The following is a 21841-nucleotide window of genomic DNA, read 5'->3' on the forward strand; positions in this document are numbered from 1 at the left end:
GGTCGAGCGGTTCCGCGAGGAGGCCCACGCCGGAGGGCGCGCCGCCCCGTCGGAGCACGCCGCGCGCCACACCCAGCGCGAACACCACCCCGGCGACGACCCGCGCAACCGCTGACCGCCCGCTGACGACGAACGGCGCGCCGCCCGACCGCTGCCGCGTTCATCCCGGGGCCGCGGCACCCGCCCGGGCAGCGGCACCCGTCCGGGCAGCGGCACCCGTCCGGGCAGGTGAACCCGACGGCCCGGACCGCACCGGCGGGCGCAACAGTGCCGCGGTGCCCCCGGTCGGCAGCCGGTCCGGGTCGTCGGTGACGACGACCGACGCGCCGCCGAGCGCCGCGGCCCGCACGAGGGCCGGGGCGGCGGCGAGCGGGCCGACGGCGTCGAGGCCCGGGCCGAGCAGGGCACGGTCGGTGACGACGTCGGCGGGTTTCTTCGCCGCGGTCCACACCGTGGCGCCGCCGTCGCACAGCGCCCGGTCCACGACGAGGATCTCGACGACCCCGTCGCGCAGGGCGCCGGTCACCTCGGTGAGGCCGGCCGCGACCCGGCCCGCGTCCAGGGTCGCGGGGTCGGCCAGCCGGTCCAGGACGGCGGCCCGCTCGCGGGCGGTCAACCGGTCGGTGGCGTCCTCGACGGCGCGCTGCACCACGTCCGTGCCGACCCCGCCGCGGTGCTCGACCTCGACCGCGACGTCCCGCGCCGGCCGCGAGAGCCGCGCGAGCAGCCGCGCCCGGGACACGGGCTCCCCGGTCACGACGAGCAGCCCGGCGCCGGTGAGCGCGACGCACTCGTCGGCGCGGGCCGCCGCGGCGACGACACCCCGGTCGTCGCCCCGGGTCCGCGATCCCGGGGACGACCCGGCGCACCACCCGGGCGGCACGAAACCGTCGCCGGTCTCGTCGACACCGGCGACGACCACCTGCAGTGGTTCACGGACCGCGGTCACCACCGCCATCAGGTCGGGCTGCGGACCCCACCCGGCGACGGGCCGCGACGGCGGGCGCCGCGTCGGGGCGTGCAGCAGGACACCGCTGTCGTCGGCGACCAGCACGCAGCCCTCGCCCACCCCGGCCGGGACCGGCCCGGCGAGCGCGTCGCCGACCGCGGCGAGGACCGCTCGCGGGGCATCCGAGCGGGCGATCTCGGACAGGGCACGACCGACGTGCGCGGGGCAGCGGCAGTCGAGCAGCACCGTCGCGAACGGTCCGTCACGACGGGCGATGTCGCGCAGCCACTCCAGGCGCACCGGGACTCCTTCGTCCGGGGTTCCCCCGGGTCCACGGGGTCGGTGGCCTCGACTACCCGGCGGGGGCCCCGGCACTCCTCCGCGGCCGGGTCGAGTTCGCCGAGCCCGCCGCGCGTGCCGCAGCTCGGTGAGCGTGCGCCCGAGCAGTGCAGGACCTCTCCGCGCACGCACGGTCAGGTGGGGGCGAGCGCGAAGCGCAGGATCGCCCCGAGCCCGTGCCGCAGTGCCGGGCCTTCCTGCGGGTCACCGGAGTCCTCGGGGTCGTCGGAGCGACCGGGCGCGTCGGGGTCGAGCGGGTCACGCCGCCCGCCGCCACCGGTCACGACGACCTCGGCGTCGGTCGCGACCGCCGCGCGCAGCAGGGCGTCGACCACGGACACCCGGCCGGCCGGGCTGCTCCCCATCGCCGCGAGACCGGCCTCGTCGGCGGCCACGGCGGCCGGGTCGGCGCCGACCCAGACGTCGTCGGCAGGCACCGCGGCCGGGTCGACCAGCAGCGTCTCGACCGCCTGCGCGCGGGCCGCGGCCAGCACGTCGGCCTCACCGGTCACGGCCAGCCCGTCGCCGTGCCCGGCGGCCTGCGCGAACCGGTCGAGCGCGGTGCGGCGGTGCCGGTCGCGTACGTCGTCCTCGGCCCGCGCGACCGTGTCGGGCAGGTCCGCGCCGCGGTCTCCCGCGCTGTTCTCGATCTCGACGAGGACCTCGACGCTGCGCCGGGCCAACCGGTCCCGCAGCCGGGCCCGGGCGCGGGCGTCCCCGGTGAGGACGACGACGTCGGCACCGGTGCGCTGCACGGCCCGGTCGACCGCCTCGGCGACGGCCGCGGTGTTGCGCCGCCAGCTCTCCTCGACGCGCTCCTGCATCGACAGGTGCGACGGGCCACCGGCCGGGACCTTGTGCACCGGCATCTCCCCGCCGACGGTCACCGGCTCCTCACCCGGCACCGCGACCTCGCCGCCCGCCTCGTCGACGTGCACCGTCACCGTCCGCACCACCTCGGGCACCTCGGTGACGACGGCGAGGAACTGCGGCAGCAGGCCCCACCGGGTGAGCGCCGTCGCGGGCGGGACGGGCGTGAGCCGGTCGACCAGCACGCCGTCGTCGTCGACGACGAGCACGCGGCCCGCGGTGCCGTCGGCGGGTGCGACGTCGGCCAGCGCGGCGTCGACGAGATCGCGCACGGCCGCCGGCGCTCCCTGGTCGGTGAGGTCGTCGGCGACGGCGCGGCGGCGCAACCTGGCCAGCTCGGCGGCGTCCTCGGTGTCGTGGGTGGCGTCGATCAGGACCGTCGCGAACGGTCCGGGCCGGTCGCACGCGGGGCGCAGCCAGTCGACTCGCATCTCCTTCTCCCTCATGTCGTGAACGCATGCCGGTCCTCTCCCCCTACCCGGGCGGGGCCCGCCGACACCCGGCGGGATTGAACGTCGAGCGACGGGGAACGCGAACGGTGCCGGTCGCGGCCGCGGGTTCGCCGGGAGCCCCGCGGGCGCGGCCGGCCTCCCCCGTCCGCCCCCGAGCACCGGAGACCCCGTGAGCGAGGACCAGTTCACCCCCGCCGACCCCACCGAGCGCTTCGCCTCCCCGGGCAGCGGGGACCGCCCCGTGCCCTGGCCCGGGCGCACCGACGAGATGGACGTCGTCCCCGACCACGGGGAGCAGAGCTACCGCGGCACCGAGCGCCTCGTCGACCGCAAGGTCGTCCTCACCGGCGGCGACTCCGGGATCGGCCGTGCCGTGGCGATCGCGTTCGCTCGCGAGGGCGCCGACGTGTTGCTCACCCACCTGCCCGCGGAGGTCGACGACGCGGCCGAGACGGCCCGCTGGGTCCGGGAGGCCGGGCGCGAGGCGGTCAGCGTCGAGGCCGACCTGCGCGAGGAGCAGCGGTGCGAGGACGTGATCGCCCGCGCCGTCGACGCGTTCGGCCGCATCGACGTCCTGATCAGCAACGCCGCGTACCAGATGTCGCAGGACGACGGCCTGCTCGGGATCACGACCGAGCAGTTCGACCGCGTCATGCGCACCAACGTCTACGCGCTGTTCTGGCTGGCCCGGGCCGCGGTGCCGCACATGCGGCCGGGCTCGTCGATCATCACGACGTCGTCGGTGCAGGGGTTCTCGCCCTCACCGCACCTGCTCGACTACGCCACCTCGAAGGCGGCGATCGTCAACTTCACCAAGGGCCTGGGGCACGACCTGGTCGAGCGCGGGATCCGCGCCAACTCCGTGGCCCCGGGCCCGGTGTGGACCCCGCTCATCCCGGCCACGATGGGCGCGGACAAGCTCGACTCGTTCGGCGCGCAGGCCCCGATGGGCCGGGCCGCGCAGCCCGCCGAGCTCGCGCCGTTCTACGTGTTCCTGGCGTCGCACGAGTCGTCCTACATGACCTCGGAGGTGCTCGGCGTGACCGGCGGCTCGCCCATCACCTGACGCGGACGGGTGCGGGCCTCAGATCTCGCTGTGCCGGCCGGTGACCGTCCTGGCGATCTCGGAGAGCTTGACGTTCATCCGCTGCGACACCGACCGCAGGATGTCGAACGCCGCGTCCTCGCCGATCCCCTCGCGCTCCATGAGGATGCCCTTGGCCTGCCCGATCAGGTCGCGGTTGCGCAGGGCCTCCCGCAGGTTCGCGTTCTCCCGCTCCGCGGCCTCGGCATCGTCGTAGGCGTGCAGGACCGCCGCCGTGTGCGCCGCGAGCACGACGGCGGCGTCGCGGTCGGCGTCGGCGAGCGCGCCCCGGCGAAACGAGAAGAAGTTGATGGCCCCGATGCGCGGCGGGTCCTCGTGGGCGAACAGGCCGACGGCCAGCGCGCTGCGCACGCCCTCGAGGACCGCCGCCGGCCCCCACTGGCTCACCAGCGGGTCCGTCCCGAGGTCCGAGGACTCGAACATGCCGACCCCCGCCCGTCTGCTCGCGAGCACGCACGGCCCCTCGCGCAGCAGGTACTGGAGCTCGTCGAGCCGCTGCGCGAGCGGCGCCGTCCACGCCGGCGTCAGGAACGAGCCGTCGGCGCGCCGCAGGCTGATGCTGACCACGTCGGCGGCCGGCAGCAGCGCCGCGCCGGCGGCGACGATGCGCTCCAGCGCCGCCGACCTGCTCGTCGCCGAGTCCAGGGCAGCAGCCAGGGCCGAGAACTCCGCCGCCCAGGAGTGGGCGCCGGACGGGCCCGCGGACACCTCGTCGGCAGACATTCGTGGACCATCCCTTCGGTCGCGCTGTGCTCGATTGTCCACGCGACCGGGACCGGAGGAAACCCGTGGGACGTCGGGAGCCGCGCGACCACGACCTCCTCCCCCCGTGGCCGCCGCGGACTTCCCGCGGCTCACCCACGCGGCGGCACAGCAGCCGGCGGAGAAGCAGCCCGTCAGTCGGGCGGCTCGGCCGTCCCGTCCTCCGGCGGCGGCTCGACACCGTCGGGGACGCGGCCGCCGAGGACCTCCTCCTCGAGACGGTCGACGGTCTCCTCGGTCTCGGTGGGCCCCTCCGGGTTCGTGGGGACGTCCGCGTCGTCGCGCGTCCCTGCGCTGCGGTCGTCGGGGTCGGGGTCGTGGGCCATCGCGGTCACCTGCCTCCCTGTCGGCGTGGCGGTCCTTCCCCGCTCCCCTACCCCGCCGCGCCGCGCCGCACTCCCCGGCCGGTCCGGTGCCCGCCGGCGTCGTGCACCGGTCGGCGGGCGCGGAACCCCCGACGCGGTGACCCCGGGTTTGCGCCGCGCCGCCCGCAGGTAGTTCCCGGCATGACCGGCCCGCACGCGACGCCTCGGACACGTCCCGCCGACGGGGACCCGCAGACGCCCGGACCGCACGCGACGAGCGTGACGACGGCCGTCCCGCCACGGTGTGCCACCCGCACCCGGCTCTACCGGGGCGGGGCGCTCGTCGACGAGGGGTTCCCCGCGGAGCGCATCTCCGAGCACCTGGCCGCCCGCGACGACTCCGTCGTGTGGCTCGACCTGCACGACCCCGACGAGGACGACCTCGCGATCCTCGTCGCGGAGTTCGGGCTGCACCCGCTGGCGGTCGAGGACGCCGCCGTCGACGAGCAGCGCCCGAAAGTCGACCGCTACCGCACGCACCTGTTCGTCAACCTCTACGCCGTGGAGGTCCCCGACGGCGGCTGCGAGCTGCTGACCAGCGAGATGAGCGCGTTCGTGACGCCGCGGGCGCTGATCACGGTGCGCAAGGCCGACTTCGACATCGACGTCGTCGAGACCCGCTGGGACGCGGCCGCCGACCTCGCGCAGGACGGCGTCGGGTTCCTCGTGCACGGCTGGCTCGACGCGGTCGTCGACGGCCATCACCGTGCGGCGCAACAGCTCGACGACCTCGCCGACGAGCTGGAGGAGGCGCTGTTCGACCCCGGTCACGACGTCGACGTCCGCCGCCGCGGGTTCGAGCTGCGCACCAGCCTCGCGGCGCTGCGCCGCGTCACCGTCCCGATGCGCGAGGTGCTGGCGCGGCTGCTGCGCGACGACGAACACATCCGGCTCGCCCGGCCGTCGATGGCGCCCTACTTCGAGGACGTCCACGACCACGCCCTGGGCGCCGCGGAGACGGTCGACGCGACCCGCGACCACGTCGCGACGATCCTCGACAGCTACGCCACCGAGCAGGGCAACGAACTCAACGTCATCACCCGCAAGCTCGCGGCGTGGGCCGCGATCATCGCCGTCCCGACCGCCATCACCGGCTGGTACGGCCAGAACGTGCCCTACCCCGGTTTCGACCAGCCCTGGGGGTTCGTGACCAGCACCGCGCTGATCGTGGTGCTGGCGGGCGTCATCTATCTGGCGCTGCGCCGCAAGGGATGGCTCTGAGCGGGTACGCCGACGCCATGACGGACAGGATCGACCGCACCCCGGACGAGAACGACCAGCCCGGCGAGGCCACCCTCGCCGCCGCCGACCCCGACGACCAGACCGCCTCGGTCGAGGACAGGCCCGAGGTGCCGGGCGGGCCGCAGGTGAACGTGCCCGCCGCGACCGGCGCGTTGTCGACCGACGAGGCGAAGGACCCGCACGTCGAGGGCCGCGGCCGGGACTGAGCCCGGCGCCCACGGGACCGTTCGGACGGACGTCGGTACCGTCGGCGGCGCGCCGCGGCCCAGGTCGCGTCGCTGCGGCGGTCGAGCAGCCGGCTCCGCACGACCGCCGTCGCCGCCCCGCAGGGCCGGTGCGCAACGAGGGGCCGACCGGATGACCGACGAGCTCTCGCGACGGGTGGGGGACCCGGCCGTCGTCCAACGCATGTTCGAGCAGGTGCCGAGGGTCCTGGTCGGGCTCGCGGGCCCCGACCTGCGGTTCGTCGCCGCCAACGCCGCCGCCCGCACGTTCGTCGCGCGCGAGGACATGCTCGGCATGTCGTTCCTGGAGGCCTTCCCCGAGGTCGCCGGTCAACGGTTCACCGACCTCTGCACCGAGGTCGCGGCGACAGGGCGGCCGCAGACTCTGCGGGAATGGCGCGTCCAGGTCGAGCTGCCCGACACCGGTGGGTGGGCGGAGGTCGTCGCCGACGTCACCGTCACCCCGGTGCGGGCCGACGACGACGCGACGGGCGAGCTGATCGTCGACCTCTCCGACGTCACCGAGCGGGTCCGCCGGCGGGCGTCGAGGGAACGGGGGGCCGAGGTCGAGCTGCGCGTCGAACACTCCCGCGACGTCGTCGTCGCCCTGCAGCGCGAGCTGCTCCCCGCGGGGCTGCCCGTCCCGCAGCGGCTGCAGATCGCCGCGAGCCATCTCCTCGCCGACGCCGACACCGCGGCGGGCGGCGACTGGTTCGACGCGTTCCCGCTGCCCGGCGACAAGGTCGCCCTCGTGGTGGGCGACGTCGTCGGCCACGGCGTGGCGGCCTCGGCCACGATGGGGCAGCTGCGCGTCCTGCTCCACGAGCAGCTCGCCACCACCGGCGACCTCGCCACCGCGCTGGCCGCGCTCGACGCCGCCGCCCACCGGGTCCGGGGCGCCCGCGCCGCGACGGTCTGCGTCGTCGTGCTCGACCCGGTCACCGGGGAGATCTCCTACTGCACGGCGGGCCATCCCACGCCGCTGCTGCTGACCACGACAGGCGAGACCCGCTACCTGCCGCCCTCGGGCGCCGGACCGATCGGGGTCGGCACCGCGTTCACCACCGACGTCGTCGGCACGGACCGCCTCGGCGACGACGAGCTCGTCCTGCTCTACACCGACGGCATCCTCGAACGCCCCGGCCGGGAGCTCTCCGCGAGCACCGTCGAGCTCTGCCGGGTCGCCGCCGACGTCGCCGCGGGCGGCAGCTTCCACCGCGACGAGACGTCCCCCGCCGAACGCCTCTGCACCCAGACCCTGGAGCTGCTGACCCGCACCACCGGCCACGTCGACGACATCACGCTGCTCGCGGCCCAGCGCGTGCCCGCCGTGCCGGCGCTGACGCTGCGGGTCCCCGCCGTCGTCGCATCGCTGCGGACCGTGCGTGACGAGCTGCGCCGCTGGCTCGCCGACGCCCGCGTCGGCCAGAACCCCGGCGCGGCGGTGAGCCACGCGGTCCTCGAGCTGGTCACCAACGTCGTCGAGCACGCGTTCGCCGACTCGCCGGGCACCCACGACTGCGACGTCACCCTGGCACTGACCGACGACGGGGTTCTCGACGCCCGCGTCGCCGACGACGGACGCTGGCGCGACCCCGTGCCCACCCCCGACCGCGGACGCGGCCTGCAGATCGCCGAGGGGCTCGTCGACAGCCTGCGGGTCGAGCACGACGACACCGGCACCACCGCGCTGATCGCGCACCGGGCCACCGTCCCGGCGCGACTGCTGACCGCCGACGACCTCACCCCGCGGCCCGCGACCGAGCGGTTCGTGCCGTCGGGACCGCTGCTGGTCACCGACCAGCCGTGGGCCCCGCGGCCCCGCGTCCGGGTCGACGGCCCCGTCGACGCGACGACCGTCGACGAGTTCGAGCGGACCATCCGGTCGGCGAGCGTCGCGGGCACCCGCTCGCTCACCGTCGATCTGACCGGTGTGAGCCACCTGGCCAGTGCCGGCGTCGCGGCCCTGTACCGGATGCGCGAGACCCACGACGCCAACGCCACCGTGCTGCGGCTCCTCGCGCCCGCGGGGTCGCCCGCGGGCATGGTCCTGGGGCTCGTGCGGATGCCCCACGACACCCGCGACCCGGACACCGCCTGACGCCGTTTCGGCGATCGGCCGCTGTTGCGGGTTTCGACCCGGTTCCGGCGGGGCAGACGGCGCGGTCACCCGCCGCGCCGCGATCCCGAGGAGCCGCCGTGTTCGTCCATCGACCTGAATCGACGTGCACGCCCGTCCGGGACGGGGACTGGCGCGCCCGGGCGGCGTGCCGCGACCACGACCCGGAGCTGTTCTTCCCGGTCGGCGACGGGGAGCCGGCCCGCGCCCAGGAACACCGGGCGTTCGCGGTGTGCGCCGGCTGCGCCGTCAGCGGGCCGTGCCTGCAGTGGGCGCTCGCGAACGGCCCCGAGGGAGTGTGGGGCGCGACGACGACGGACCAGCGCTGCCGCATCCGGCGAGCCGGCCCGCCGTTCGGCTGAGCCGTCCGTTCAGGTCGTGTGGTCGTTGCGGGCGGCGTCGCCGAGGACGACGCACGAACGGCACAGTCGCGCAACTGAGTGGCGCGACTGTGCCGTTCGTTCCCCGGGGAGGGAGCCCCACGGTCGGTCAGGCGACGACCCGCACGGTCTCCAGCTGCGGGTCGGCGGGGTCGGGCAGGACCATCCCCGCCGGCACGCCCGTCGCCAGGTACTCGACGATCTCGCCGGTGATCCGCTCCCCCGGCAGCAGCGCCGGGATGCCCGGCGGGTAGGGCGTGACCTGCTCGGCGCAGATCCGGCCCTCCGCCTTGCGCAGCGGGACGTCCTCGACCGTCGCGAAGAACGCGTCGCGCGGCAGCATGACCGCGTCGGTGTCCAGCGCCTCGGGACTCGGCAGCTCCACCCGCGGCGGCGCCGGCAGCTCACCCGCGGCCCCCGCGAGCGCGGTCAGCGCGTCGAGCAGGACGTCCGCGCTCGCGGGGTCGTCGGCGAGGGAGAGCTGGGCCTCGATGCGCCGGTGGTCGGACAGCCCGACGTCGACGGCCCGGTGCGCGCGCAGCCAGTCGGCCGCCTGGTAGCCGCTGATCCCCGCCGCGGACACGTCGACGAGCACCTTCAGCTCGTCGAGCTCGTGCGACGCCTCGGGGCCGATGAGCTCGTCGCGCAACGGCGTCAGCCCGGGGACGGCGGCGATCCGCTCGCGGACGTCGTCGGCCACCCGCAGCGCGGCGTCGAGCAGTTCGTGGCCGTGCTCGACCATCTGCCGTCGCCAGCCGTCCATCCCTGTCCAGAGCAGCACGTTCGGGCTCGTCGTCGACAGCATGTCCGCGCACGCGGCGAGGAACGTCGGGTCGATCAGGTCGCCCTGCTGGTGGAAGACCGATCCCTGTTCGAGCCCGGCCCCCATCTTGTGGATGCTGACCACGCACAGGTCCGCACCCGCGTCCATCGCCCACGTCGGCAGCCGCTCGTGGAAGGGCAGGTGCGCGCCCCACGCCTCGTCGACCAGCAGCGGCAGCCCGCGGCCGTGACACAGCTCCGCGATCGCCGACACGTCGGCGCAGGTGCCGTAGGGCGTGGGGCTGGTGATCAGCACCCCGGCGACGTCGGAGTCCCGGTCCAGTGCACGTTCGACGTCGGCGGGCGACGGTGGGTGCGCGAGGTGGCGGTCCCGGTCGTGACGCGGCGCCACCCACACCGGCTGCAGCCCCGACAGGACCAGCCCCGAGATCACCGACTTGTGCGCGTCACGTCCGACCAGGAGCCGTCCGTGGCGGCCCGCGACGGCGAGCATCGCGCTCTTCACCGACAGCGAACTGCCGCACGTGGAGAAGAACGCGTTGTCCGCGCCGACGGCGTCGGCCATCAGCTCCTGTGCGTGGGCGATCACCTTGTTCGACGACGCCCGGTCGTCCAGCCCGCTCGACGCGAGGACGTCGGCGCGGAACACGTCGTCGCCGAGTACCGCCCGCACGCGGGGGTCCGCCCCGCGGCCCTGCTTGTGCCCGGGTGGGGTGAACGGGGTGTGCCGCTCCCGGTGGTACGCCTCGAGGGCCTCCAGGACAGGTGCCCGCGACTGGTCCGGCATCGTGCCTCCGTCGTGCTCGCTCGTGTGGACCGGACGGGCCTTACCCGGCGGGGCCGTCGTGAAACGAGCCGGGCTCTCAGTCCCGGTGCGGCGCCCTGAGGCGCAGCGCGAGGGCGGCGCCGTTGAGCGCCGCCCACCCGAGCGCGACCCCGACCGCCTTGCGCCGGGCGTCCGCCGGCAGGTCGGACAGCCCGAAGACGACGGCGTCACCCAGGTCGGACCCGATCCGGACGGCGGACGCGACGACGCACGCACGCCGGCCCGTCGCCACCATCGCGAGCCCCGACGCGAGGTCGCGCACCCCGACCGCGCGCACGAGGCTGTCGGTGGCCGGCGAGGTCCCCAGCCGCAGCGGTCCGGCGAGCACGGACGGGCGGACGAGGGTCGCGGCCGCGTACGTCGCCGTCGCCGCGCCGAGGAACCGGGCCGACAGGTCGCCGATGCGGCCGCGGTCGGCGGCGCGTCCGTCGCTGAACCAGCCGCGGACGCCGGTGCCGGTCACACCCGCCCCGCTTCCGCGGTCCGCGCTGTCCCGGGCTGCACGTTCACGTCGGTCGGCATCGGCCGGTCCCCTTCTGTGGCGGTGATGACGGGGCGTCGTCGACACCCCTCACCCTCGATAGCCCGGACGGGTCGTCACGAATCCTGTGGCGAGGGACGTCACCACCGCGCGGGACGGCGCGGCAGGCCGTCCCGGGAAGGCGGCGCGTCACGCCCACCTCTGCACTGGGCTAGGGTTCGTACGACCCGGACCGGTTGAGTCTGCAGCCTCCGTCAGCAATGCCTGCGGAAGGACACCGGAAACCATGGTCGACGACGCAGTCGTGCCGACGGTGGAACACCGCCGCCCGCTCCCGGGCACCTCGCCGACCGGCGCGACGGGGGCGACGCAGGTCGCCCACCCCGACATCGCCGACGCCCTCACCACGCTCATCGAACGCGCGCTCGACCTGCTGCAGGCCGACACCGCCGCCGTGCTGCTCACCGACCCCTCCGGCCGCTCCCTGGTCGCGTCCGCCGCGCGCGGCATCACGGGCGAGGTCCAGCAGGGGGTGCGCATCCCGATCGGGCGGGGGTTCGCGGGCACGGTGGCCGCGCAGCGCCGGGTCATCGCCGTCGAGCACGTCGACTCCGGCACCGTCCTCAATCCGCTGCTGCGCCACGCCGGGATCCGCTCGCTGCTCGGCGCCCCGCTGATGGTCGACGGCGAGGTCATCGGCGTCCTTCACGTCGGCAGCCTGACGACCCGCCGGTTCCGCGACGTCGACCACGAGATGCTGCAGCTCATCGCCGACCGGGCCGCGCTGGCGATCCAGGCCGAGCTCACCCGGGCGCAGCGCAACGCGGCGGCGGTCCTGCAGAACTGGATGGTGCCCGAGCAGCCCACACCCGTGCCCGATCTCGACGTCGCGGCCCGCTACGTCGCCGGTGACCAGCTCGGCATCGTCGGCGGCGACTGGTACGACGTCCTCGAAATGCCGTCGGGCAGGGTCCTGATGGTGGTCGGTGACGTCCTCGGCCACGGGCTGCGGGCCGCGCAGACGATGACGCAGCTGCGGACCGTCCTGCGCACCCACGCGCTCACCGTCGACGACCCGGCCCGGCTGGTCGACCAGCTCGACCGCTACGCCCGGACCTACCACCCGGGGATCATGGCCACGGTGTGGTGCGCGGTGCTCTCCCCCGACGACGGGCGGCTCGAGATGTCGTCGGCCGGGCATCCCGTCCCGCTGCTGGCGCTGCCCGGGCGGGCCCCCGACGTCGTGGCCGTCCCACCCGACCTGCCGGTGGGGGTGACCATGCCGGGAGCGACGCGCCGGGTCACGTCGGTCGAGTTCCCTGCGGGCGCGCTGATCTGCGCCTACAGCGACGGGCTCGTCGAACGCCGTGGCCTCGACCCCGACGTCGGGCTGGACAACCTCACCCTCGCCCTGCGCGACGCCACGTCCGCGGACGGCGCGCACGGCCGCGAGGTCCCGAGCGTCGAGACCATCTGTGCCGAGATCATGGCGACGGTCGTCGGCGGCACCCCGGTCGGCGACGACATCGCCCTGCTCGTCGCCCGTCGCCGGCCCTGACCGGCCCCGGCAGGGTCACTGCTCGTCCTGGTCCCCGCCGCCGTTGCCGTTGCCGTTGCCGTTGCCGTTGCCGTTCCCGTTGCCGTTCCCGTTCCCGTTGCCGTTGCCGTTGCCGCTGTCGTCGCGGTCCTCGTCGCGGGTCGTCGTTCCCCTGGCAGGGGCGGTCGACGCCCGCTGCTCCGCCGCCCCGGTACGCCCACCGCGCTCGTCGCGCGCACCGCGCCCGGCGTCGGTCGTGCGTGTCGTGGACGCGACGGGCGGCGCGACGTCCTCGTGCACCGTGCGGGCGGTGTCGGCGACCGGACCGGTCCCCGAACGGGCTGCTCCGACGCCGGCCGGCAGCGGGTCCGCCACCACGGCGCCCACCTCGACCGGCGGTACCGCAGGTCCCGGCGCGGTCGGCGCCGCGGGGGCACCGGCGGTGGCGTCCACGGACTCCCCCGCCGGCCCGACCACCCCGACCGCCACGACGGCCAGCGCGGCCGCCGTCGCCAGGGCGGCCGCCGCGCGGCGCACCGGCATCATGCGTACCGGCAAAGTCCCCACCGGCACCGCCCCCACCGGCAACGCCCCCACCGGCAACGTGCGCACCGGAGCGGCGGCGGCGAGCCGGGCCGCGACGTCGGCGGCCGCCGGTCTGCGGTCCGGTTCGTCCTCGGTCATCTCCGTCAGCAGGACCCGCAACGGGCCGGGCAGCGACGCCGGTACCCGCGGGCGGCGGTGCAGCCGCGCCACGGCCGACTCGACCAGACCTCCCGGGTACTCCCGCAGGCCGGTCAGCATCTCCAGCAGGACCAGGCCCAGCGCGTAGACGTCGGCGGCCGGCCCCACCCGGACCCCGCGCACCTGCTCGGGCGCCATGTACGCCGGTGTCCCGACGACGACACCCGTCTCGGTCATCTGCGTCGCCGCGACGATCCGCGAGACCCCGAAGTCGGTCAGGAACGGCAGGCCCGCCTCGTCGAGCAGGATGTTGGCCGGTTTGACGTCGCGGTGCACGATCCCGCGGGCGTGCACGTGGGCCAGCGTCGAGGCCAGCCGGGCACCGACCGCGGTCGCGGTGCCGGCGCCGATCGGCCCGTCGTGCAACGCGGCCTGCAGCGTCCGGCCCTCGACGAACCGGGTGACCAGGTACGGGTGGTGGTGGTGGTCGACACCGGCGTCGACGATCTGCGCGAGGCCGGGATGGCGCAGACCCTGCAGCACCCGCACCTCCGCGGCGAACCGGGCCGCCGTGACGGAGTCGGCGGTCGAGTGCAGGACCTTCACCGCCACCGTGTCGCCGGTCCGGCCGTCGATCGCCCGGTAGACACTCGCCGACCCGCCGACCCCGACCAGCCCACCGGGCCGGTAGCCGGGTGGCAGGACGGGGTGGCCCGACGGGTCCCCGAGATCGGTCCCGTCGACCGTGGCGGTCATCGCGTCAGGGCTCCGTCCGACGTCGGGTGGGCGCGGTCTCGCCCAGGCCATAGCCCGCGGCGCCCGCTGCGAAACCTCCGCGACCGCGGTCAGCCCGCAGGACGCCTCAGCAGGACCCACACCGTCTTCCCGGTGAGGTGGGGCGAGACGCCCTGGGCGTCGCTGAGCCCCGCCACGAGCCCCAGGCCCGTCCCCGGCCCGGCCGGCAGCGGCGGAGGCCGCGACGTCCCGTCGCGGACCGCGACGCGCAGACCGAGGTCGTCGACGGTGAGGGTCAGAGCCGTCGGACCCGCCGTGTGCAGGACGGCGTTGGCCGTGAGCTCGTCGGCCACCAGGACGGCGCGGTCACGGACCTGGTCGGGCAGCTCCCAGTCGGCGCACGCGACCTTGACCAGCTCGCGGACGAACCCGGCGGCGTGCGGCCCGGACGGCAGCTCCGTCGAACGCCGGACGCGGTCGGGCCGCCGCGTCAGCCGCTCCAGTGCCTCGGGGCGGTCGGTCGCGACCGGCACCTCCCGCGCGTCACCGGCCAGCCGCATGACGCGGGCGACGGGCCCGTCTCCCGCGACGAGGACCATCCGCGCGTGCGGCCACCCACCCGCGCGGGCGAGCACCGTCGAGAACACGGCGACGTGGGCGGCCGAACCGGGCTGCAGTGCGCGGACGTCGACGAGCAACCGGCCGCGGTCGAACAGGTGCTTGCCCAGCACGCGGCGCAGCCGGGTGCTGCCCGCCAGGTCGAGCTCCCCGGCGCACACGACCGTCGCGACGTCGGGACCGTCCTCGGTCCGCAGCGTCAGCTTCTCGACCGCCATCGATCCTCCCTCCGGCCGGCCGACCCCGATGGTGCTCCTCGCGCACCGATCCCGCTCGACCTACTCCTCGAACACGGGCGGCGGCACCTCACGGGCAGCGGCAGCGGCAGCACGGTGCCGCGCGGCGGCCTCCTGGTCCCCCGCCGCGGCGAGGACCGCAGCGGCCTCGAGGTGGCGGCGGACGGACAGCTCGTGACGCTGAACGACGCGCTGCCTCGCGTCCTCGGCGTGGTGCCGCGCCGCGAGCGCGGACCGTTCGGCGGACTCCACGTCGGCCGCTGTCGAGCGGCTCGTCCCGGGGTCGGCCAGCCGCCGCCGACGCGTCCGCAGCTCCTCGAGCCGCGCCGCGATCTCCTTGCGCCGCCGCGCCACGGCAGCCACCACATCGGGTTCGTCCATGGCGACCTCCGGGCCGGCGTGTGGTGGACCGCGCTCAGCGGACGACGACGTCCTCCACGCCCGCCGCTTCCTCCATCGTCAGGATGGCGCCGACGACCGCGCCGGCCTCGCCGCGCAGCGGGCTCGCGACGACGCGGACGTCGATGCTGCGGCCCCGGCGGTTGATGGCGGCGAGCAGGACCTCCTGCGGGCCGTCGTCGCCGGCGAGGGTGCCGCGCACGACCGGCCGCACCTGGTCGAGCGGCAGGCCGATGTCGAGGTTGAGCAGGTGCTCGCCGACCGCCTCGTCGCGGCGCAGCCCCCACAGCTCCTCGGCCTGGTGGTTCCAGACCTGCACCACCAGCTCGGGCCCGACGACCACCACGCCGGCACGCAGGCTGGTCAGGATCGTCTCGAGGAAGTCGTTGCTCCGGTCCAGCTCACCGGTGCGGTCCTGCAGCTCGTCGTTGATGGTCTGGAGCTCGTCGTTGGTCGACTGCAGCTCCTCGTTCATCGTCTCGAGCTCCTCGTTCGTGGACTGGAGCTCCTCGTTGGTCGTCTCCAGCTCCTCGTTGGTCGACTGCAGCTCCTCGTAGGCGGTCTCGAGCTGGCGGTTCGCCTGTTCGAGCTCGTCCTGGAGCCGGCGGAAGTCGGTGACGTCGTGGAACGCGACGCTCACCCCCAGCGGCTCGACGTCGCCGTTGGCCAGCGGGCTGACCTGGACCTCCAGGTGCACGACCTCCGGCCCACGGTTGTAGGTGACGTCGGTGATCCGGACCGTCCGGCGTTCCTCGAGCGCCTTCTCGATGTGCCTGCGCAGCTCCAGCGGCCGGTAGGACAGCTCGAGGTCGCGGAACGGGCGGCCGACGTCGCGGGTGGAGATGCCGAAGAGCACTTCGGCCTGCCGGTTCACGACGGCGATGAGGCCGTCGGCGTTGAGCACCACCTGCGCGAGCGGGGAGGCGAGGACCGCCTCGTCGCGCAGCAGGTCGAGCCCGTCCGGGGCGGTCCGGACGACGACGGGCAGCGGGTCGGCGAACAACGTCCCGTTCTGCGGCGCGGTCCGGGGGGCCTTGCGGAACGTGCGGCGCTTGAGGTCGACCGGCATGACCGTCGCCCCGTGGCTGAGCAGCATCTCGGCCTTGCCGAGGAACAGCACGCCCGGGTCGGAGAGCCCGAAGTGGAACCGCGCGAGGATGCGGGCCTGCGTCTCGGCGTTGAAGTACATGAGGGTGTTGCGGCAGACCAGCAGGTCGATGCGCGAGATGGGCGCGTCCTGGACGAGGTCGTTGCGGCCGAAGATCACCGATCGGCGCAGGTCCTTGCGGAACGTGAACCGGCCGCCCAGCTGCTCGAAGTACTGCTCGCGCAGCTCGTCCGGGACACCGGCCACCTCACGCTCGGAGTAGGTGCCCTGCCGCGCGTACGCCAGCGCCTCCTCGTCGACGTCGGTGGCGTAGATCTTGACGCGATCGCGGAACTCCGCGGGCCCGAGCATCTCCGCGAGCAGGATGGCGAGGGTGTAGGCCTCCTCGCCCGACGCGCACCCGGCGCTCCAGACCCGCACCGGTTCGGTCGCCCCCTTGCCCGCCAGCAGGGCTGGCAGCACCTCGGTGCGCAGGTACTCCCAGGCCTCGGGGTCGCGGAAGAACCCGGTGACGTTGATCAGGATCGTGTTGAAGAGCGCCGTGAACTCCTCGGCGTGCAGCTCGAGGTAGTCGAGGTAGTCGCCGTACTCGGTGACCCCGACCTGCGACATCCTGCGGGCGACCCGCCGGACCAGGCTGCTCCGTTTGTACCCGGTGAAGTCGAACCCACGGGTCTGCTTGAGGTGGTGCAGCAACGCCTCGAAGTCCGGATCCGGCTGCGACAAGCGCCCCACTCCGATCACTCGGCCGCAGGCCCCTGTGCGGGGCGCGCCGGCGCAGCCTAGCCGATGGGCGACACGTCCTCGTCCTCGTCCTCGATCGCGCCGCCCGCCAGCAGCCGGCGCAACGCCTCGGCGTCCGACTTCGCCCGGGCGGCGCGCCTGAGATGCGTGTCCGCGGCCCCCTGCCGGCCGACCCCGGCGGCGGACTCGGCCAGCCGACGCTGAAGTTCCGCCTTCTCCGCGAGCGCCCGCAAGGCCGACCACAGGACACCCTCGATGGCCTCGTCCTGCTGAGCCGACAGGCTGGTCGGCGACCAGGCGTGGCCGACGCGGCACCGGAACCGCGGCGCCGGCTCCCCCGGCAGCCGGAACAGCACGCCGTCGCAGTCCGGACAGGACAGTCCCGACGGCTCCGCCTCGTCCAGGTCCGGTGTGGTGTCCGCGGGTTCCACCGAGATGTCGGCGATCCGGGCCTCCGCCTCGGTCAGCGGGTCGTGGGCCGCCTCGTGGGCCGGCACGAGCTCCGAGAGCAGTTCGCCGATCATCGCCCCGAGCTTCGTCGCCGGCAGCGCGCGGACACCGGGGACGTGCCGGATCACGCTGCTCGGCATGCCCACGTAGAGCGCCTCCTCCGGGTCCTGGACCAGGACGGGGGCGCCCGCGCGGGCGAGCGCCGCGATGCCTGCGGTGCCGTCGTCCCGGTTCCCGGACAGGACGACCCCGATCGCCGCGGGGCCGAAGTCGGCCGCCGCCGACCGGAACAGCGGATCGAGTGCCGGGCGGTGGCCGTTCTCGCGGGGCCCCCGCGACAGGTGCAGGTGTCCGTCGGCGACGAGGACGTGGTGGTCGGCGGGCGCGGCGAAGATCGTGCCCGCCTCCAGGACGTCGCCGTGCCGCGCGGTCACCGCGCGCAGCGGTCCGGCCCGGTCGAGGATCGCGGCGAGCGCGCTCGGGGCGTCGGCGGGGATGTGCAGGACCACGACGATCGCCGCGGGCAGCTCCGCGGGCAGTGCCCCGACGACACTGCGCAACGCCTCCACCCCGCCCGCGGACGCTCCCACGACGACGAGGCGGGATGCCGGCGTCGGCCGTGGACGGCCGGTCCGCGACGAGCTGTCCACGCGTGCACACTCCGATCGATGTTCCCCCGGCTACCGGGGGACGGCGGCATTCGTACTTCCGTGGACGTGAGGAGCCGGGCGTGCACGTCTCAACCGGGCGCACCGGCCTCGGACTCGACGAGCTCGAACGGTCCCAGCGCGTCGAGAACCCGCCGGATGACGACGTCGTCGGGCGGGATCACCTGCAGCCGGCGCGATCCGGCGTCGAGTTCGGTCCGGAGCACGGCGAGCCGCCGGGCCCCGCAGACGGCGAGGAAGCGGACCTGTCGCAGATCGATCTGCAGCGTGGCGACATGCCATTCCGCGAGCCATCGCCCCAGGTCGTCGGAGTTGGTGAGGTCGATCTCGCCCGCCAGTTGCACCCGCACGGTGCCGGGTTCCGACGACACCACCCGCGCGGTGCCGTCGGTGCAGCTCCACGTCGACGACGGGAGATCGGGTTGCCCGGTCATGGCCGCTCCCTCCGCCGGCACGGTGACCGCAGGACCGCGCCGTCGCTGCCGCCGCGGTGCTGTCTGCGCCCAGGCCCGGACCAAACCACGGGCGGCGCGCCGGGGCAAGCGGTGGGCCGCACCTGGGTCACAGGTTTTCGGTGCACGGCTCTCAAGCCGTGGACGGGGCCGCGGCGTCGTGCCCGCGGTACGCCGCCACGACCTGCTCGGCCACGCTGACGACCTTGACGTTGTGGTCCTGGGACAAGCGCTTCAGCCGTTCGAACGCCTCGTCGTCGGCGATGCCGTGCTCTCGCATCAGGATCCCCTTGGCCTGCCCGATCAGGTCCCGGCTCGCGATCGCGCGTGAGGCGGACTCCTCGCTGTGCACCCGCGCCAGCGCCAGCGACGTCATCGCGGCGAGCGCCCGCCCGGCGTCGACGGTCTCCGGCGCCGCCTGCACCGGGACGTCCGACACCAGGACCAGGGCGCCCAGTGTCCGTCCGCGGTTGCCGCACAGGGGCAGCGCCAGGACGGCGCGCACGCCCGAGGCGGCGACGTCGCCGCACCAGCCGGGCCGGCGCGCGGCCGTCGACGCCGCACGGACGTCCGGCACGGCGACGACCGTCCCCGATCGGAGCGCGTCGGTGCCGGGGCCCTCCCCGTTGTCCAGCTCGCTGCGCAGGATCGCCTGGGCGCGCGCCCCGAGGATCGCGCCGATCCGGGTCGTGTGGCCGGATCGCAGCAGGGCGCCCGCGGCGGTGTCGCCGGGTGCGAGGGACCGCAGTGCCCGCAGCGCGGGCAGCAGAACCGTCGCAGGGTCGTGTGCGTTGACCAGCTGGTCGCCCAGGCCGACGAGGTCGACGGTCCGGCGCACCTCCCTGTGGTGGTCGATGTGGTGGTCGATCCTGTCCCGGCCCTCGGCGATCAGTCGTGCCGAGGCCGCCCGGCTCGAGGCGTTGCGCGCGCGCAGCGCCGCCGTCGCCGCCGACAGCGCAGCCGCTCTGCGCCGCAGCTCGGCCGCCTCGGCCCGGGCGAGACGCGCTGCGGCGAGCCGGACGGTCCTGTTCTCCGCCGCCGCGGGCGTGGTCCCGGTGACGCCCGGCTGCCGGCCGTCGTCGAGCTCCTCACCCAGCAGCGCAAGGGGTTCTTTCGACGAGGACGGGGGTCTCCACCATCGCCTGCTCGTCATCCGCCCCACGGGACGTCATGCGCCTCGCCTCCGCGTCGTGCACGTACCTCGGACCCGGCGCGGCACCCGTCGGTGAGGTCCGCTCCTCGGTCACGGACCGTGTCGGACGCCGCACGCCCACAGCCAGTACCCGCGGCCGCCACGAAACATTCGGCGGGCAGTCGATCTCCTGTCGCCGGATCAGGCCCGGCCCGCCGGCCGGGGACGACGGGAACAGCCGCAGGCACGTGTCCCCGGTTCCAGGGTTCGACCGCGCCCACAGCGGCTATGCGGCCCGCCGTGACGACTTCACAACCCTCCGCCGGCCCGCCGCGCGACGACGACCGGGTGCCCGGCCGGCAGGCGCGCACGCCTGCGGAGATCCCGCCCGCCGGCTGGTGGCAGGTGACGCGGCGGGCGTTCGCCGAGGCGAAGGCCGACAACGTCCCGATCCTCGCGGGCGGGGTCGCCTACTTCGCCTTCCTCGCCCTGTTCCCGGCGCTCATCGCCGCGCTCACCCTGTACGGGCTCGTCGCCGACCCGTCGCAGGTCGCCGCGCAGGTCGAGCAGCTCGCCGCCGCGCTGCCCGCCGCCGCGCGGCCGATCATCACCGACCAGCTGCGGTCGGTCACCGACGCCGGTACGGGGGCACTGGGCGTCGGGCTGGTGGTCTCGCTGCTCGCGGCGCTGTGGAGCGCGTCGGCGGGCACGATGAACCTGATCAAGGCGACCAACCTCGCCTACGACGAGGAGGAGTCCCGCGGGTTCCTGCGGCTCCGCGGGACGGCGCTGCTGCTGACGCTCGGTGCCGTCGTGTTCGTGCTCGTCGCGGTGGCCCTGGTCGCGGTGACGCCGGCCGTGTTCGACGCGCTCGGCCTCGGCGGCATCGGGCTCGTCATCGCCCAGGTCGTGCGCTGGGTCCTGCTCGTGGCGCTCGTCGTCGTGGCGCTCGCCGTCGTGTACCGGGTGGCGCCCGACCGCGACGCCCCGCGCTTGCGGTGGGTCAGTGTCGGCGCCGTCGTCGCCACGGTGCTGTGGGTCGTCGGCAGCGTCGTGTTCAGCCTCTACGTCGACAACTTCGGTTCCTACAACAAGACCTACGGCGCGCTCGCCGGCGTCATCGTGCTGCTGCTGTGGCTGTACCTGACCGGCTACATCGTGTTGCTGGGGGCGGAGATCAACGCCGAGAGCGAACGGCAGACCGCGCGCGACAGCACCCGCGGGCCCGCAGAGCCCATGGGGGACCGCGGCGCCGACGCCGCCGACACCGTCGCCGGAGACCCACGGTCGACACGGTCGCGCTGACACGGTCGCGCCGGGACGGTCGCGCTGGGCACGTGACGCCATCGGGGGATGAGGCGCGCCGCCGACCCGTGGCAGGCTGGTCGCCTCACCGCTGCGCTGGGAGGTGGAGCATCGTGGACGAGACGACCACCGCGACCGGAACCGGAACCCACCCCTGGGCGTTCGAGTTCTCCACCTTCGCCGCCGCCGTGGCGCGCTCCACCTCGACCGGTGACGCCCTGCGCGTCGTCGTCGACGCGGGGCGGACCCTGGTGCCGGCCGCGGACCTGGTGAGCGTCACCGTCCGCCGCGCCGACGGCACCTTCGAGACCGCCGCCGCGTCGGGCCCGCTGGCGGCCCGCCTCGACGACCTGCAGTACCGGCTGCGCGAGGGCCCGTGCGTCATGGCCAGCCGCCGCGCCGGGCTCGGGCTCTACGAGTCCTCCGACGTCGGGGCCGACCGCCGGCTCCCGCACTGGGGGCCCGCCGCGGCCGGGCGGCGGGTCCGCAGCGTGCTGTCCGTCGGCCTGTTCGCCCACGAGGACCCGCCGCGGGTCGCGGCGCTGACCTTCGTCTCCCACACCCGCGGCGGTCTCGACTACGCCGACCGCGACGTCGCCGTCGTCCTGGCCGCGCACGCCGCCTCCGTGCTCGACGCCCGCGCCGACCTGCGCGAGGCGCTGCGCCACCGCGACGTCATTGGCCACGCCACGGGCGTGCTCATGGAACGCGAGGGCTTGGGCGAGCAGAGGGCGGTCGAGATCCTCGAGTCGGTGTCGCAGCGGATGAACGTGAAGCTGTCCGCCATCGCCCGCACCATGGCCACACACCGGGCCGGGCTCTGAGGGACGCCCGGCCACCGCCTCCGCCGGGTCGCCGTCGGGGGTTCGTCGACCG

At 75.2% G+C, this 21841-nt stretch carries 21 protein-coding genes; 8 read left to right on the top strand and 13 right to left on the bottom strand.

The features are described 5' to 3' along the window. Positions 1-160: 160 nt before the first annotated feature. Positions 161-1249, bottom strand: a complete 1089-nt coding sequence (locus PSU4_RS23870; RefSeq protein ID WP_147112720.1) for a baeRF2 domain-containing protein — start codon at positions 1247-1249, stop codon at positions 161-163. Between the two features lie 173 nt (positions 1250-1422). Further along, positions 1423-2589 carry a baeRF2 domain-containing protein gene (locus PSU4_RS23875; protein WP_147112723.1) on the bottom strand — a complete coding sequence of 389 codons (1167 nt, stop codon included), beginning with the start codon at positions 2587-2589 and terminating at the stop codon, positions 1423-1425. Positions 2590-2779: 190 nt separating this feature from the next. Here PSU4_RS23875 and PSU4_RS23880 point away from each other — a divergent pair, with 190 nt between their 5' ends. Then, on the top strand, positions 2780-3676 hold the full coding sequence (locus PSU4_RS23880) for an SDR family oxidoreductase (RefSeq protein WP_147112726.1): 897 nt from the start codon (positions 2780-2782) through the stop codon (positions 3674-3676). Positions 3677-3694: 18 nt separating this feature from the next. On the opposite strand, the gene PSU4_RS23885 is transcribed toward PSU4_RS23880, so the two are convergent. Next, on the bottom strand, positions 3695-4438 hold the full coding sequence (locus PSU4_RS23885) for an ANTAR domain-containing protein (RefSeq protein WP_147112729.1): 744 nt from the start codon (positions 4436-4438) through the stop codon (positions 3695-3697). A gap of 173 nt (positions 4439-4611) precedes the next feature. Then, positions 4612-4812 carry a hypothetical protein gene (locus tag PSU4_RS23890; RefSeq protein WP_147112732.1) on the bottom strand — a complete coding sequence of 67 codons (201 nt, stop codon included), beginning with the start codon at positions 4810-4812 and terminating at the stop codon, positions 4612-4614. A gap of 249 nt (positions 4813-5061) precedes the next feature. Here PSU4_RS23890 and PSU4_RS23895 point away from each other — a divergent pair, with 249 nt between their 5' ends. From PSU4_RS23895 to PSU4_RS23910, 4 genes are all read left to right on the top strand, one after another. Next, positions 5062-6063, top strand: a complete 1002-nt coding sequence (locus PSU4_RS23895) for a magnesium transporter CorA family protein (RefSeq protein WP_307724796.1) — start codon at positions 5062-5064, stop codon at positions 6061-6063. A gap of 17 nt (positions 6064-6080) precedes the next feature. After that, positions 6081-6290, top strand: a complete 210-nt coding sequence (locus tag PSU4_RS23900) for a hypothetical protein (protein WP_147112738.1) — start codon at positions 6081-6083, stop codon at positions 6288-6290. 151 nt (positions 6291-6441) lie between these two features. After that, positions 6442-8409 carry a SpoIIE family protein phosphatase gene (locus tag PSU4_RS23905; protein ID WP_147112740.1) on the top strand — a complete coding sequence of 656 codons (1968 nt, stop codon included), beginning with the start codon at positions 6442-6444 and terminating at the stop codon, positions 8407-8409. 98 nt (positions 8410-8507) lie between these two features. Then, positions 8508-8789, top strand: a complete 282-nt coding sequence (locus PSU4_RS23910) for a WhiB family transcriptional regulator (protein ID WP_147112743.1) — start codon at positions 8508-8510, stop codon at positions 8787-8789. 127 nt (positions 8790-8916) lie between these two features. Here the strand turns inward: PSU4_RS23910 and PSU4_RS23915 are convergent, their stop codons facing one another. Both PSU4_RS23915 and PSU4_RS23920 read right to left on the bottom strand, forming a co-directional pair. Beyond that, positions 8917-10377, bottom strand: coding sequence for an aminotransferase class I/II-fold pyridoxal phosphate-dependent enzyme (locus PSU4_RS23915; RefSeq protein WP_147112746.1), 1461 nt, complete (start codon positions 10375-10377; stop codon positions 8917-8919). Between the two features lie 76 nt (positions 10378-10453). Then, positions 10454-10879, bottom strand: a complete 426-nt coding sequence (locus tag PSU4_RS23920) for a hypothetical protein (protein WP_246115306.1) — start codon at positions 10877-10879, stop codon at positions 10454-10456. 304 nt (positions 10880-11183) lie between these two features. Between PSU4_RS23920 and PSU4_RS23925 the strand changes: the two genes are divergently transcribed. Beyond that, positions 11184-12455, top strand: a complete 1272-nt coding sequence (locus PSU4_RS23925) for a PP2C family protein-serine/threonine phosphatase (RefSeq protein ID WP_147112749.1) — start codon at positions 11184-11186, stop codon at positions 12453-12455. A gap of 15 nt (positions 12456-12470) precedes the next feature. Here the strand turns inward: PSU4_RS23925 and PSU4_RS23930 are convergent, their stop codons facing one another. From PSU4_RS23930 to PSU4_RS32545, 7 genes are all read right to left on the bottom strand, one after another. After that, the gene (locus PSU4_RS23930) at positions 12471-13874 is read right to left on the bottom strand and encodes a serine/threonine-protein kinase (RefSeq protein ID WP_186817148.1); all 1404 of its coding nucleotides are present in this window, start codon (positions 13872-13874) and stop codon (positions 12471-12473) included. Between the two features lie 89 nt (positions 13875-13963). Next, positions 13964-14689, bottom strand: a complete 726-nt coding sequence (locus tag PSU4_RS23935; RefSeq protein WP_147112755.1) for an ATP-binding protein — start codon at positions 14687-14689, stop codon at positions 13964-13966. A 60-nt stretch (positions 14690-14749) separates the two neighbouring features. Beyond that, a complete protein-coding gene (locus PSU4_RS23940; RefSeq protein WP_147112758.1) occupies positions 14750-15088 on the bottom strand; it encodes a hypothetical protein in 339 nt (112 codons plus the stop codon). A 34-nt stretch (positions 15089-15122) separates the two neighbouring features. Further along, a complete protein-coding gene (locus PSU4_RS23945) occupies positions 15123-16940 on the bottom strand; it encodes a CheR family methyltransferase (RefSeq protein ID WP_147112761.1) in 1818 nt (605 codons plus the stop codon). 56 nt (positions 16941-16996) lie between these two features. After that, complete coding sequence (locus tag PSU4_RS23950) at positions 16997-17998, bottom strand: chemotaxis protein CheB (RefSeq protein WP_186817149.1); 1002 nt, start codon at positions 17996-17998, stop codon at positions 16997-16999. A gap of 149 nt (positions 17999-18147) precedes the next feature. After that, entirely contained in the window at positions 18148-18510 is a 363-nt protein-coding gene (locus tag PSU4_RS23955; RefSeq protein WP_147112769.1) for an STAS domain-containing protein, read from the bottom strand. A gap of 151 nt (positions 18511-18661) precedes the next feature. After that, positions 18662-19681, bottom strand: a complete 1020-nt coding sequence (locus PSU4_RS32545) for a GAF and ANTAR domain-containing protein (RefSeq protein ID WP_147112772.1) — start codon at positions 19679-19681, stop codon at positions 18662-18664. A gap of 279 nt (positions 19682-19960) precedes the next feature. On the opposite strand from PSU4_RS32545, the gene PSU4_RS23965 reads away from it, so the two are divergent. Both PSU4_RS23965 and PSU4_RS23970 read left to right on the top strand, forming a co-directional pair. Further along, on the top strand, positions 19961-20965 hold the full coding sequence (locus tag PSU4_RS23965; protein WP_246115307.1) for a YihY/virulence factor BrkB family protein: 1005 nt from the start codon (positions 19961-19963) through the stop codon (positions 20963-20965). Positions 20966-21078: 113 nt separating this feature from the next. Beyond that, entirely contained in the window at positions 21079-21789 is a 711-nt protein-coding gene (locus PSU4_RS23970; RefSeq protein WP_147112778.1) for an ANTAR domain-containing protein, read from the top strand. Positions 21790-21841: the final 52 nt, after the last annotated feature.

This window comes from Pseudonocardia sulfidoxydans NBRC 16205, from assembly GCF_007989085.1.
Classification (GTDB): domain Bacteria; phylum Actinomycetota; class Actinomycetes; order Mycobacteriales; family Pseudonocardiaceae; genus Pseudonocardia; species Pseudonocardia sulfidoxydans.

Bases quoted from the DNA above. Each gene is read 5' to 3' on its own strand.
- PSU4_RS23935 (WP_147112755.1), bottom strand. From the start codon at position 14,689: ATGGCGGTCGAGAAGCTGACGCTGCGGACCGAGGACGGTCCCGACGTC.
- PSU4_RS23925 (WP_147112749.1), top strand. From the start codon at position 11,184: ATGGTCGACGACGCAGTCGTGCCGACGGTGGAACACCGCCGCCCGCTC.
- PSU4_RS23915 (WP_147112746.1), bottom strand. From the start codon at position 10,377: ATGCCGGACCAGTCGCGGGCACCTGTCCTGGAGGCCCTCGAGGCGTAC.
- PSU4_RS23905 (WP_147112740.1), top strand. From the start codon at position 6,442: ATGACCGACGAGCTCTCGCGACGGGTGGGGGACCCGGCCGTCGTCCAA.
- PSU4_RS23930 (WP_186817148.1), bottom strand. From the start codon at position 13,874: ATGACCGCCACGGTCGACGGGACCGATCTCGGGGACCCGTCGGGCCAC.
- PSU4_RS23875 (WP_147112723.1), bottom strand. From the start codon at position 2,589: ATGCGAGTCGACTGGCTGCGCCCCGCGTGCGACCGGCCCGGACCGTTC.
- PSU4_RS23885 (WP_147112729.1), bottom strand. From the start codon at position 4,438: ATGTCTGCCGACGAGGTGTCCGCGGGCCCGTCCGGCGCCCACTCCTGG.
- PSU4_RS23940 (WP_147112758.1), bottom strand. From the start codon at position 15,088: ATGGACGAACCCGATGTGGTGGCTGCCGTGGCGCGGCGGCGCAAGGAG.
- PSU4_RS23900 (WP_147112738.1), top strand. From the start codon at position 6,081: ATGACGGACAGGATCGACCGCACCCCGGACGAGAACGACCAGCCCGGC.
- PSU4_RS32545 (WP_147112772.1), bottom strand. From the start codon at position 19,681: ATGACGAGCAGGCGATGGTGGAGACCCCCGTCCTCGTCGAAAGAACCC.
- PSU4_RS23955 (WP_147112769.1), bottom strand. From the start codon at position 18,510: ATGACCGGGCAACCCGATCTCCCGTCGTCGACGTGGAGCTGCACCGAC.